This window comes from Spirosoma endophyticum (genome assembly GCF_900112365.1).
GTDB classification, from domain to species: Bacteria; Bacteroidota; Bacteroidia; order Cytophagales; family Spirosomataceae; genus Spirosoma; species Spirosoma endophyticum.
This window is the reverse complement of sequence record NZ_FOLQ01000002.1, coordinates 901309-915419: the sequence shown is the minus strand read 5'-3', so window position 1 is coordinate 915419 and position 14111 is coordinate 901309. Positions and strand designations below refer to the sequence as shown.

Sequence of the window (14111 nt, the reverse complement as noted above, 5' to 3'; positions counted from 1 at the left end):
TGTGTTGTGCAGTCCGGGCTTTTTTATAGGTTACCTATCGAAAACAATTCGCTTAACGAATCGGGTGATTAACTTTTCCTCCTCCAGATCCATCTGGGCTTCTTCTTTACGAATAACCTCATCGTCGAACTCCTGTACACTGCGTAGTCGATGCAGTTCTTCGCGTTTAACGTTAATGATATCGGTCACAATCTCATTGTACTTTGTTACGTTGTCGCCATCGCTTTCCAAGGAATCCAGATGTCGTTTCGTCTGATGCAGATCGCTTTCCATTCGATTCTTCAGATTTTCCACCAGTTCGTTTGTGCTCGATTCTTTGGCATAGTTTTCATGAAGATACGCCAGGGCCACTTTTAGCAACTTTAGCCGAATCCTTGTTTCCTGTTCATCTTCGGGTATGCGCACGTCAAGATCTTTGGGATTAATCCACCGGATAACCAGCGGCAAGGTCAGCCCCTGAAAAACCAGCGTCACCAGAATGACCACAAACGTAATGAACAGAATCAGATTCCGGTGCGGAAATGGCGTGCCGTTTTGCAGAGCCAGTGGAACCGACAACGCCGATGCCAGCGACACAACCCCACGCATTCCGGCCCAGCCAATAATAAATGGGCCGCGCCAGCCAGGATTTCGCTGCGCTACGGTAATGTATTTCCCGATAAACTGAGTGAAGTACGATGATGATACCGTGAATACCATACGCGTAACAATGACCACTGCCGTGATCAGCAGCGCGAATAAAACAGCTTCAGTTTTCGAATAGCCCTCCAGCCCGTTGATAATAACCGGCAATTCAAGCCCGATCAGAATAAAGACCAGGCCATTTAAAGCAAAAACAACCGTGGCCCACATGCCCGTCCCTTGAATTCGTGAACTGTGGTTCAGGATTACATGGCTCTGATTTGACAAGAACAGCCCTCCACTCACCACAGCCATAACCCCCGAGACCTTAAACTCTTCGGCGGTCATGTACATAATATAGGGAGCGATGAATGTCAGCAGGATGCTGATTCGGGTTGTCGTAGGCATCCATCGGTGGATTGCATAAAATACTCCACCTACAGCCAGTCCAACGACTATTCCCATTATTGTGACCAGCAAAAAATCGACAGAGGCTACCTGCCACGCAAACGAGCCCGACAAAACAGCGGCCAGGGCAAAGCGAAATACCACCAAACTTGCCGCATCGTTCACTAAACTCTCCCCCTCCAGAATGCTGATGGCCGCTTTCGAAATGTTAACCTCCTTCAGAACCGACGTAGCCGCAACGGCATCGGGTGGTGAAATGATGCCGCCCAGCAGAAATCCCAGCGCCAGTGTAAATCCGGGAATTACGGCACTCGACACATACGCAACAGCAAACGAGGTGAATAGTACCAGCCCAAAAGCCAGCACAACGATGATACGTCGCCAGCGCCAGAATTCCTTCCAGGACATAAACCAGGCGGCTTCGTAAAGTAAGGGCGGTAAGAATATCAGAAAGATTAGTTCGGGGTCAACTTCGATAGGGGGAATACCCGGAACCAGGCTAACGGCTAAACCACTTAACACGAGAAAAATGGGGACCGGAATCCGTAAACGCTGTCCGACCATGACCAGTAACGTAACGGCAAGCATTAACGCCAGACAAAGTAGCAATGTTTGGTGCATAAACTTATAAAATAGTGGGGTGAAGCGAAGATACTAAAACTCAGCTTTATTATTGAGATTGGCTAAACGTCTCCGTATAAACGTTGGCTGTCGCTTTTCTTGAAAGAACACCGATCCATTCGATTAGCTACAGGGTCTTTTCAAAACCAGTACTTGTTTTCTTTCGATTCCTTACAAAGAATCCTGGTATACACATACCGCCCATTCACGTCAATCGATAAAAAGGGGGTATCTATCGGTGTTTACCCCGCTGCGGTCGATTGTATTTTTATGCGTGAAGGAATTGCTGTTATTTTGATCACAACTTTTAGATTAAGAATTAGGAAAGCAGGCCCACTATGTCGGTCTGCTTTTTTGTTTGCATCAGCGACAAAGTAATAGCTGGATAAGCCGTACTATCCAAAATGGATTACTGTTGGCTATTGCCGTTACCAATCAGCGTAAAATGTGAACGATTCTATCATCGTTGTGAACAATTCTACAACCGGAGTGACCTTCTACACTCCTGTCAGTCAAGGATACAGTAGCAAGCATCTATCGGCCTCAACCTCCTGGTTGGGGCTTTTGTGTTTCTGGTTCATAACGTTCAATAATACGCCGTCTGTGGCTTTCATTTCCACTCATTCCCCTCGCTGATTGTGGGCTAACTAATAAATTCATTTAGTTTTTGCGTATACCCCCAACCCCCTGAAGGGGGCTTCGCTCGACTATTCTCCATCTAAGCCCCCTTCAGGGGGTTGGGGGTATACGCAAAAACTAAATCAAAGCAGGACTAATTAATAAAATGACAAGCATTTGTAATGTTTCTCCTTCTCAATCGTCTTCGTACCAGTTACCAGCCAGGTTAAACAAATCAGTTAACTTATTTTCCTGAAAAGCACAGCGAATCACTTGTTTCCAGGCATCAGCCAGGGATGAAGAAATGCCTGATGTATCGTTAAGCGTATGGAAGATCAGCTTTTTTTACTCCATGATGCAACGTACTACACTGTCTCTCCATCCTTAACACAACAAACGGGCAAGCATGAAACCGGACCATTCTTTCCGTTCACTAATAAAATCTCAACCCCAATCCCACTAGCAACTCACCCCCAATAGGTCCGACGACTACCCACTTTTAATGAAACATCTTTTCACGCTGCTCCTGCTTGGCGTTGGGCTTTCCAGTGCCCTCTCTCAAGCCCTCCTGCCCGGTAAACTAGCGGGTTCGCTCACCGACTCAACGACGACAAAAGCCGTTCCCTTTGCCACAGTGGCCCTAATGGACGGACCTAAACTCCTCACTGGCACCACCACCGATGGCGCCGGTACGTTCGTCTTGCCGAATATTCCGGTAGGGCGCTACACACTCCTTCTATCGTTTGTGGGTTACCGGACGAAATCCCTGCCGGTGCTGCTCACAACGGAGAAACCATCACTCGAACTGGGCCAGATCCTTATGAACACGGAAGGAAAAACGCTGGGGGAGGTAACTGTAGCGGGGCAAAAAGCGCTGGTCGAGGATAAAGGGGATCGTTTGGTGTATAACGCCGAAAAAGACATTTCCAACGCGGGTGGTACGGCGGCTGACGTACTACGTAAGGTGCCTACGTTGAGCGTTGATCTGGATGGAAATGTTCAGATGCGGGGCAATGGTAATATCAAAGTGCTCATTAACGGGAAGCCCTCGGCCATGATGGCGCGAAATCTGTCGGATGCGCTGCGGCAAATGCCCGCCAATGTTATTAAATCCATCGAAGTGATCACGAGTCCAGGTGCCAAATACGATGCGGAGGGTTCAGCTGGGGTCATTAACATCATCACGAAAAAAGCCCTTCAGGGGTTCAACGGAACTGCTACGGTCACGGCTGGCACGATGAACCGGGGCGTAGGGACGAGCCTGAACCTGAAGAAAAAGAAATTTGGCCTTTCGCTCTCCGCCAACGGCTATCAGTTTCGTAACCAGCGCGAAAATCAATCGACGCGTACGGCGCTGATGCCCAGCAGCGACGGACCGAGTCAGCCACTTAGTATCTTGACTCAACAAAGTAGTGCCGATAATACCGGTACGGGCGGCTATGGCGAAATGAGCATTGATTATGATCCCGATTCGACTAATCATTTCAATTTTGCCGCGAATGTCTGGGGTGGTTATTATCCCAATAACAGCAACGTAGTGAACCGGCTGACGAACCCCGCTGGGGAGGAACTGCAAGCCTTTCGGAATGACATCAGGTTCAGTAATCCCTACGGCAACGGCCAGCTCGACCTGGGTTATACCAAAACGTTTCAAAAGCCCGGTCAGGAGTTTTCGATCCTGACTCAGTTCAGCCGAATGCCCGATAATTACGTTTACGATACCGATCGGTATTCGATGGCAGAACAACTGATCTATCGCCAGCATAGCAGCAACTACAGCAGCAATCAGGAGTATACCTTTCAGACGGATTACACCCATCCCTTCACCATCAATGGCCGGAAAGACACAACCAGCCTAAAACTTGAAGTTGGATTGAAAGGAATTCTGCGTGACATTGGCAGTGAATACCGGGTATCACAGTCGCTTGATGGTCAGGGAGCCCTGGTGACTGATTCTACCCAATCGAACGATTTTAATTACATACAACGGGTTTATTCAGCCTACACCGCCCTGCGAATCGACACGAAACGAAAGTGGAATCTGAACGCCGGAGCACGTATCGAACATACGGACATCCAGGGCGATTTCACAACAACCCAAACGAAGTTAGCCAGTCAATATTCCAACCTGATTCCTAGCTTCACGTTAGCCAAAACCATCAAAACCCATACGGTCAAGGTAAGTTATACGCAACGTATTCAGCGCCCGATGGTCTGGTATCTGAATCCCTGGCTGAACCAGAGCGATCCCAAAAATATTCAAACAGGTAATCCGTATCTTAACCCAGAACTAAGTCACGCCACCGAACTGGCCTATAGTGTCAGTACCAAAAATGGCTTATCGGTAAATACGGCGTTGTACTGGCGGCTTACCAACAACGCCATCGACTATGTCTCGACCGTCGACGCAGCCGGGGTCTCGATTAACAAACCGCAGAATATTGCCCAGCGAAAAGCCTACGGACTGAACCTGAATCTGAGCAGCCAGCCGATTAAAAACTGGAATCTCAATGGGGGCGGTGACGTCCGCTACGTCGACTTGTTCAGTCCGGCGCTCAATCAGGGAAATAATGGTCTGGTGTGGAACGTCAATCTGAACACCAGTTACAAACTACCCAACAATTTCACACTACAGGCCAATGGCAATTTCAATTCAAGCTGGGTCAGTTTGCAAGGAACGAACACCGGTTTTTACTGGCACAGTATTTCGGCCAAACGGGAGTTTGTGAACAAACAGGCGAGTCTGACCTTAGGTCTGAACAACCCCTTCAATCGAGGAGTCGTGCAAACGAGCCATCAGTCGGCCCCTACCTTCGAATCAGAAGCCCGAAACTATTACATCCGCCGTTCCATACGACTCTCATTTGAGTGGCGATTTGGGCAGATGAGCGCTGGTGGCGGTAAAAAAGGCAAAAAGATCAGTAACGATGACAAGGATGGCCGATAACTGATGGGCCTGATGTTAATTGAATCCATCGTGCGTCCTATATCGTATGTATGCGATCAACGTCAACATCCCTGAATGAGTAAATTAAAGCTAACCCATAACAAAATAACCCCCGATAATCAAGCTGCCATTGTTCGCATATCCGGCCACAGCAACTACTCGTATCTGCATATGAATGACGGAAAAGTCCATATATTCCCTTCCTCACTTGCTCAGTATGCCAGTCGATTACCTGATTTCATACGCATTCATAAGCAACATCTGGTTAACCCCAAATGCATCCAGACAGTTATCAAAATAGATTCCAGACAAGCCTATGTCACACTGCTTTCGGGGGAGATATTGCCCATCGCCAAGCGAAGAATTAATCAGGTTTTGGATCAAATGATTCAGGAACTTGCCAGCCGTAAAAATAATAGTACACCCTGACGCAGCCAATTTGCTACTAGGCTCGTACAGTGGGTATTAAGCACAGTTGGAGGTCAAAACGCCGGTTCTATGGACCGGCTGTTTTTTGTTATGACGGTGGAAAGATGCGGTAAAAATCAACCGTCTTATGAATGTTCGAACGAACCTGTAACAAACACGTATTGAATTAAGCACTTGACAGCAAAAAAGCCCCGAAACGGGGCTTTTTTGCTGGTTACTTTCTATTGGCTAAGTACCTATTCAGCGCATTTGCTCATCCGTGAAAGAAATCTTTCATCTTATCGAAAAACCCCTTTTCGTTCTTATTGGGCTTGGGCTGGAAGTTTGGTGAATGGCGTAACTTCTCCAGGATTGCCCGCTCTTCAACTGACAACGCCTTCGGTGTCCAGACATTCACATGAACGAGTTCATCGCCCCGACCGTAGCCATTTAGCTCTTTAATGCCTTTGCCTTTCAAGCGAAGAATTTTGCCACTTTGCGTACCGGGCTCGAGCGTGATACGTGCCTTGCCGTCGATCGTAGGCACTTCGACACTGGTGCCAACGGCCGCATCGACAAAGTTGACATACAGATCAAACACTACGTTGTTGCCATCGCGTTTGAGGTCGGCATCTTCTTCCTCCTCAATTACAATAAGCAAATCGCCCGCTACACCTCCGCGTGGTGGTACGTTTCCTTTACTGCCAACCGACAATTGAATACCTTCGGCAACGCCAGCCGGAATTTTGATTGGAATAACATCTTCCTGCAAGACGCGTCCTTCGCCAAAACAGGCATCGCAACGATCGGTTACAATTTTACCTTCGCCATTACAGGTTGGGCAAGTGCTGGTCGACACCATCTGACCAAGCATCGTATTGACCACTTTGCGGGTTTGTCCAGTGCCCTGACAAGTCGAGCAGGTCTGCACAGCGGTTCCGTTTTTGGACCCGTTACCCCCACAGGTATTACAGGTTACATGCCGCTTAACCTTGATCTTCTTTTCAACGCCGTTGGCAACTTCCTGCAAATTCAGTTTCAGTTTGATGCGCAGATCGGAGCCACGACGAACGCGTTGCCGTCCACCGCCACCGCCCTGGCCCCGGAAGAAACCGCCAAATGGCGAATCGTCGCCAAAGACGTCGCCAAACTGACTGAAAATATCTTCCATCGACGGGCCACCGGCACCGTAGCCACCACCTGCCGCACCAGCCATACCTGCATGACCGTACTGATCGTAGCGGGCCTTTTTCTGCGGGTCGTTCAGTACGTCATAAGCCTCGGCGGCTTCCTTAAATTTCTCTTCGGCGGTAGGATCGTCGGGGTTCTTATCTGGATGGTGTTTTATAGCCATCTTGCGATACGCCTTCTTTAAATCCTCCGCTGAGACGTTCTTGTCAACGCCCAGAATTTCGTAATAATCGCGCTTCGTTGCCATATTTTTGAATGAGTGAATGAGTGAATGAGCGAATGAGTGAAAATGCCAGATTGCCGGTGCAATTGCATTAATTTTTCACTCATTCGCTCATTCACTCATTCACTCATTATTTTAGCTTCCTACAATCACTTTTGCAAACCGGATGACTTTGTCATTTAGATAATAACCTTTCTCAATTTCTTCGATGACTTTGCCTTTCAAATCGTCGCTGGGAGCCGGAAACTGCGTGACAGATTCATGCAGGTCAGCGTTAAACGGTTCGCCTTTCGACACCATTGGCTTTAGTCCTTTGCCTTCCAGCGTTTTATATAACTTACTATAGATCAACGATACACCTTCTTTGACAGCGGTTATGTCGTCGGTTTGGTCGATGGACTGCATAGCCCGCTCGAAATCGTCGACAACCGGAATCAACGCTTTCAATAAGCCTTCGTTTGCATTGCTGATCAGGTCAAGTTTTTCTTTGGCAGTACGCCGACGAAAATTGTCAAAATCAGCGTATAAACGGAGATATTTGTCTTTCAGTTCGGCCAGTTCGCTACCGATCTTTTCGCGGTCCGCCGTTGCGGTTTCTGCCACAAAAGCGTCGGCTTGAGGCACCTCTTCGGTTGCTTCAGCGGCTTCGCCACCATTCACCGTTACGGCTTCTTCGCGGTCCGCCGTTGCGGTTGTCAGGTTGTCAGATTGTTGGGTATTCTCGGACGGCATTTCGTCTATGATGTCTTTATTTTCCATTGCTGAGCTTCTATTTCGCTTCCAGAAATTCATAGACAAAGATTGGCAAAAGCCCGGCCAAAACCAGATTTCCTGACAAGTTGACACAGTACCTTGTCGATGTCTGAACCAAGGTTGGCAGGATTTACTGGATGTCTGAACCAGGATTTAATTGATTTATATGATTTACAGGATTTAAAAACAGGACAAAATAGTTCTTAACCAATAGGTCTTTAGCCTTCATTGCTCATTCTAGCTTATTCACGTTCATGCCCGCTCGGCACTATACGCAACTCATTAAGGCCAAAGCCCTTGGATTAGGCTTCGATTTTTGTGGTATAGCCAAAGCCGATTTTCTGGAAGAAGAAGCCCCCCGTCTGGAAACCTGGCTCAAAAATGGGATGCACGGCCAGATGAATTACATGGCCAATCATTTCGATAAACGCCTTGACCCACGCTTATTGGTCGATGATGCCAAGTCGGTGATAACGGTTCTACTGAATTATTATCCTGAGCAGAAACTGCCCGAAGGCGATGCGGATTATAAGCTATCAAAATACGCCTATGGCACAGATTATCACTTCGTTATAAAAGACAAGCTGAAGGACTTGCTAGCCTACATTCACGAAGAAATCGGCGAAGTAGGTGGGCGGGCGTTTGTCGATTCGGCCCCTGTTATGGATAAAGCCTGGGCCAAGCGGGCGGGTTTGGGCTGGGTTGGCAAGCACACGAACCTGATCAATCGCGAGATCGGTTCCTTCTTCTTTATTGGCGAGTTAATTCTGGATCTCGAACTGGAACCCGACGGCCCTATCACTGACTATTGCGGCACCTGCACGCGTTGCATTGACGCCTGCCCTACCGACGCTATTGTCGGGCCCTACGTCGTGGATGGCAGCAAATGCATTTCCTACTTCACCATTGAGCTGAAAGAGGCTATCCCGACTGAGGTTCAGGGAAAATTTGACAACTGGATTTTCGGCTGCGACATCTGTCAGGATGTTTGCCCCTGGAATCGGTTTTCGCGACCACATCAAACACCCGCTTTTGATCCGCACCCTGAACTCACTACGTTGACAAACACCGATTGGGAAGAAATTACGGAAGACGTTTTCCGGGAAATCTTTCGGCGGTCGGCGGTGAAACGGACAAAGCTAGACGGTCTGAAACGGAACGTAGCATTTGTAAAACCAACCGCCGAAGTATCAGCGCTAAAAAAACTTCCGTAACGCTTCACCGACTTGCCAAACGTCCTCAAATGTATTGTATAAGGGCGTGGGCGCCAGTCGAATGCAGTCAGGCTCCCGCCAGTCGCCAATAATTCCTTGTTCTGTCAGATAGGTAAATAAAGCCTTACCCTTTTTTCGTACTAACAACGACAACTGGCAACCGCGTTGATTTGGATCGTCCGGTGTTAGCAGCTGAATCTCGTCAAAGGGCGTCAATACGTATTCCAGAAAGCCAGTAAGCTGCTCGCTTTTTTGCCGTAATGCCACAAGGCCCGCTTCGGCCGTTATGGAAATGGCGGCCCGGTGCAGCGCCAACGCCAGAATATTTGGCGTACTGACCTGCCAGCCGTCGGCACCGGAAGCCGGTAAGAAACCGGGCGTCATGTCGAAACGCCGGTCTTCCCGATAACCCCACCAGCCTGCCAGCCGGGGCAGGTTTTGATCGTGATGTTTCTGGTGCACAAACACACCGGAAACTGCTCCCGGACCACCGTTCAGGTATTTATACGAACACCAGGTGGCAAAATCGACGTCCCAATCATGGAGACGTAGCGGTACGTTGCCGATAGCATGGGCCAGGTCCAAACCAATGGGAATGCAATGCAGCTTGGCAGTTTCAGCGATAGCCGCCATGTTATAAACTTGTCCGGTATAGTAATTCAGGCCGCTCATCCAGATCACGGCCAGCGAGTCAGCGTGTTCGACAATAGCCTTCTGAATATCGGTTGTATGAATCAGGCCCAGCGTGGATTCGCCGTCGTCCTGAGGAGCAATTTCGATAATTGTCTTCGCAACGTCCAGGCCATGATGTTTAACCTGAGTTTCCAGCGCGTATTGATCCGATGGAAAATCGCCTTTTATGGTTAGAATCCTGAATTTTTTTTCGGTTGGTTTGTAGAAAGACGCCAACAGTAAATGAAGATTAACCGTCAGCGCATTCATCGGACACACTTCCGACGGTTCTGCGCCGACGATGTGCGCCAAGGCGTCTTTGCAGGTAGCGTGATAGCTTAACCAGGGTTGCTCCGCGGCTTCTGGTTGATCAAACCAGCCTTCTACGCCCAGATTCTGCCACGTATTGAGTTCCCGATTCAAAGCATCCCGGGCCGTTTTGGGTTGCAATCCCAGTGAGTTCCCACACAGGTATATCAATGGTTGCCCATCCCGCTTAGGAATATGAAATCGGTCGCGAAAATGACGTAGTGGATCAGCCTGATCGAGTTGCTGAGCGAAGGCGAGGGAATTTTCGTAATTCATCGGGAGGATGGGTAGTAATCGGTAAATAGATTACGATTTTGAGGTTGTTTTGTTTAAGGTCTTATAAATCCTGATGTAAAGAAAAGGCCTAATGATGCACGATCATTAGGCCTTTGTAAGCTTTCATTTCACCTCAACTTAACTATCTTTTAACGTAGCGAGGAAGCTTATTACGTCCCGAATTTCCCGTTTCGTCAGCAGATAGCGCATTTCGGGCATGCCCGATGGCGAATTGGTCCGTTTGGCAATCTGCGCTTTCGGGATAGCAATATCTGGTTTATCACCCGCTTTGACTTTAACGTCGGTGGCCGTTTCGCCCTGTAGAATACCGCTAACTGTTTTGCCATTTTTAAGTTTGAGCGTAACCGTTCCAAAACCCGGTGCCAGTCGGGCACTTGGGTTAATTAAAGCCTCCAGTAGTTGTTCGCGGGTGAGTCGGCTGGCTACGCCATTCAATCGGGGACCGGCATCCCCACCCAGGTCATCGTAGGAATGGCACCGAATGCATTGCGCCGTTTGGTGACGGAAGAAAATACGTCGGCCCAGGTCAGGTTCGCCCCCAATCAGACTGCCTTTAAACGAAGCCGCGACGGCATCGGGTGAGAATTTGGCCACCATCGCTTTATAACGGCCGATCAATTGCGGAGAACGCGTGCTGTCGATGGCTTCTTCCAATTCCAGTTGAATTTCCGGCGCTAGACTTCCCGCCGACATTTTTGTTAGCAACTGATCGAAAATGGGCTGCGAATTTTTAACCGGCAATTTTCCCAGTGTAACCAGGGCCGCCTGTTTTTCTTCGGTCGTCCGTTTAGCGATCACATCCGACAGCAGCGACACCATCAGGTCTTTAGACATGTTCGTTTTGGCAACCAGGTCAAGACCCGCTACGCGCACGCTTTTTTCGGAATCAGCCAGCGCCTTTTCAATCGCTTTGCTGATTTGTGGGTCGTTCATCGCAGCCAGGGAACGTAACGCAGCAATCCGAACCGTCGGTTCTTTATCTTCCGTCAAGCGCGTAAACAGCGTTGCCGAACCCTCCGTCAGGTTTAGTTTGCTGATGGCTTTAACGGCGCTCAATCGCAAAGGCAATTCGGAGCTGGACGCCATCTTGATGTATAGATCGGCTGCTTTGTTTTTCACCAGCATCGGATCGCGTTCGATGACGCCCCGATAACGACCATCCACCCGGTCTAGCACCGACGGTTTCGACCAGGTGCTAAGCGCTTCCAGTGCTTCAGCCCGCATCGCGACAGGACTACCTTCTTTCAGGGTGTAGTCGATCAGATTTTGCATGGCTTCCGACGTGCCAACCCGAAGATTTGCGTTAATGGCCCGACGTAGCAGAGGTTCGTTGGTAAACTTAGTCGTCTTCAATACGTTCCCCAGCGCAGGCAACGCTGCGGGAATTGACAGGTCGTCGTTGATGCCCCGAGCCGCTTCGGTGACGATAAATTCATCCTGATCGGCCAGGAAACTGGCGATGCCGGGATTACTCATGCGCCGAAGGGCCACCACCGCAGCAATCCGAACTGCCCGCGACGGACTAGTCGACAAGGCTATGATGGGTTCAGCTTTCCCAATCCTCGCCAGGGCCAAACTTCCGGCATGCCTCAGGTACGCATCCTCATCTTTTTCGGCGTCCAGCATCTGGATAATCGGCTGAATAGCGGGTTCGTAAGCGATACGTCCCAAGGCTTCGGCCGCAAAGAAACGGGCGCGACTATTGGCGTCTTTCAGTAACGGAATCAAGGCAGGGCCAGCTTCTTTATAACGCACATCACCAATCCATTTGGCCGCCTGCGCCCGAATTTCTGGATCAGTATCCTGCAACAGCGGCATCAGAAGTTGCGCGTGTTTCATATCCTGGCGAGCCAGTTGACTGATACCCCAGATGCCATGCACCCGCGCTAACTGATTGCCAGTTTGTTTGATAGCTGCGGTAAATATGGACACGCCAACCTCTCCCCGCTTCGCCAACTCGAACTGCGCTTTCTGGCGAACCCGCATGTCCGGATTTTTCAACAACTCGCCCAAATCAGTTGGCTGACGACTACTGAAATTTTCAGCCAGCAGGGTTTTGGTACGTTGCCGATCTGTCCAGGCAGTACCTTCTTTGTCGTCTAGTTTCCAGATGCGTCCATAATCTTTAGCATCCCACCCGTTTATCCAGTCGGCAATATACATGGACCCATCCGGGCCAAAATCAATGCCGGTAGCCAGTACGTTACCCAGAATCTTCTTCTGTTCACCTAGTTCAAACGAAGCTCCTTTTGTTTTTAGCTTGAACGAATGAATGCCGGAGCGGGCGGGATTCCCCACAAACTCAGCGATGAAAAAGGTGTTCTTGTATTTAGGACTCAAGGCCGTGCCGGGGTTGTAGAGCATACCGGCGGGGCCGCTCACGAAGTTGGAAATGGTTGGCGTAATGTAGGCAGCCTGCCCTTCGAAGCGCGGCTTATACATCTGCTCGTCCATCCATACTTTATACGTATTGTTGTTTGGATCGCGGTATTTGCCGTACTGCCAGTTGCTCCGCCAGCCCGTATCCGAGCCATTCACGATGTATACCAGCCGCTCTTTCTCGCCCGGATGGTCGCCATCGTTATCCTCGCTGATGAGGTTTCCGTACTCATCGAACACAAACTCATGCGTGTTTCTGACGCCCGACGCAAACACTTCAAAATCACTGCCATCGGGATTGGCCCTTACTACAACACCACAGTTCGGATATTCCCATTTCTTGCCATCGGGGCCTTTTCCGTTGAAGCCGATGTCGCCAATCTGCCAGTAGATTTTTCCATCCGGCCCCATTTCTACGCCCGACATACCGTGACCGCTAAAGCCAACGTGAATGCCATAGCCGTGCGAAAGGGACGTTTTTTCTTCGGCAATGCCATCACCGTCCTTATCGCGCATCCGCCATAAATCGGGGGCGACGGCTACGTATAAATCGTTACCGTTGATTAAAACACCACCCGCGACGTCGGTCACTTCATCATGAAAATCATCGACCACCAATTGCGACAAATCAGCGACGCCATCGCCGGAGGTATCTTCAATCCGGTAAATGTTTTCCTTCTCGATGGTCATATCCTTCCAATCGTGCGAGCCATCCCCATTGAGGTCTTTCAGCCACTCGTTTTTCTTGCTGTTTTCCGGCGACAGCACATGATGCAGGAAAGCGCGTTTATCTTCGATTGATTGGAGTCGGTTCGATTCAATTTCCCAATCCTGATGCCCGCGAATATCGAATTCAGAGTTTTTCTGCCGATTCGTGCGGGTGTAGTAGATACGTCCGTTGTCGTCAATATCGATGGCAATTGGATCGGCCACCAGCGAATCGACACCCCACAGCTTCAGGGTAAGTCCTTCAGCCAGTTCCGGCGTTACGGTTGCTTCGATGGATTTCGCCAGAGCCGCGGCTTTTTCGGGAGCCATCCGTTTGATACGTCGGTCAATGGGGTCTTTGTCTTGCTGGTAAGCCAGCAGGCTCAGCATTGGGACCAGCCCACAGAGCCAGACGATCTTCTTGTTTACGGGAAACGATACACGCACTTTTTTCATGCTAAACGGCGATTAGGGCGTCAGTTTACTAAGTTACTACTTGATTGAGAGATCAATAAATAAGTTGTTAACGTAGCACAGTGGTCTGGATACGTTGGTGGTATTGTAAGCAAGTTGCCAAGGCAATCCTACCTGTCTGCGTACGATATAATTTACAAAATTAGTCGATTGTGACTTATAGACATATTTAATAACCACTAGATAAAAACATTGACATATTCCTTAGACAGAAAGTTGCCTAACCAATTGATTAAAAGACATTTACTTGCATTCATTTTCGTTTCAG

The 14111-nt window shown here is 49.2% G+C and carries 8 protein-coding genes; 3 read left to right on the top strand and 5 right to left on the bottom strand.

Annotation, left to right across the window (positions count from 1 at the left end; genetic code table 11):
* Positions 1 to 30: 30 nt before the first annotated feature.
* Complete coding sequence (locus BM202_RS08790; RefSeq protein ID WP_093824987.1) at positions 31 to 1650, bottom strand: Na+/H+ antiporter; 1620 nt, start codon at positions 1648 to 1650, stop codon at positions 31 to 33.
* A gap of 1120 nt (positions 1651 to 2770) precedes the next feature.
* Here BM202_RS08790 and BM202_RS08785 point away from each other — a divergent pair.
* Together BM202_RS08785 and BM202_RS08780 are read left to right on the top strand one after the other, a co-directional pair.
* The gene (locus BM202_RS08785) at positions 2771 to 5215 is read left to right on the top strand and encodes a TonB-dependent receptor (protein ID WP_093824985.1); all 2445 of its coding nucleotides are present in this window, start codon (positions 2771 to 2773) and stop codon (positions 5213 to 5215) included.
* Positions 5216 to 5290: 75 nt separating this feature from the next.
* Positions 5291 to 5644 (top strand): LytTR family DNA-binding domain-containing protein, encoded by a 354-nt coding sequence (locus BM202_RS08780; RefSeq protein WP_093824983.1) that lies wholly within the window; start codon positions 5291 to 5293, stop codon positions 5642 to 5644.
* 253 nt (positions 5645 to 5897) lie between these two features.
* On the opposite strand, the gene dnaJ is transcribed toward BM202_RS08780, so the two are convergent.
* Entirely contained in the window at positions 5898 to 7061 is a 1164-nt protein-coding gene (gene dnaJ, locus BM202_RS08775; protein ID WP_093824982.1) for a molecular chaperone DnaJ, read from the bottom strand.
* Between the two features lie 111 nt (positions 7062 to 7172).
* Positions 7173 to 7796, bottom strand: coding sequence for a nucleotide exchange factor GrpE (locus tag BM202_RS08770; protein ID WP_093824980.1), 624 nt, complete (start codon positions 7794 to 7796; stop codon positions 7173 to 7175).
* Between the two features lie 248 nt (positions 7797 to 8044).
* Between BM202_RS08770 and queG the strand changes: the two genes are divergently transcribed.
* The gene (queG, locus tag BM202_RS08765; RefSeq protein ID WP_093824979.1) at positions 8045 to 9004 is read left to right on the top strand and encodes a tRNA epoxyqueuosine(34) reductase QueG; all 960 of its coding nucleotides are present in this window, start codon (positions 8045 to 8047) and stop codon (positions 9002 to 9004) included.
* Here queG and kynU read toward each other — a convergent pair.
* Together kynU and BM202_RS08755 are read right to left on the bottom strand one after the other, a co-directional pair.
* On the bottom strand, positions 8987 to 10261 hold the full coding sequence (kynU, locus tag BM202_RS08760; protein ID WP_093824976.1) for a kynureninase: 1275 nt from the start codon (positions 10259 to 10261) through the stop codon (positions 8987 to 8989). The two genes, queG and kynU, sit on opposite strands and share 18 nt — an antisense overlap.
* Before the next feature lie 138 nt (positions 10262 to 10399).
* Positions 10400 to 13825 (bottom strand): DUF7133 domain-containing protein, encoded by a 3426-nt coding sequence (locus BM202_RS08755; RefSeq protein ID WP_093824973.1) that lies wholly within the window; start codon positions 13823 to 13825, stop codon positions 10400 to 10402.
* Positions 13826 to 14111: the final 286 nt, after the last annotated feature.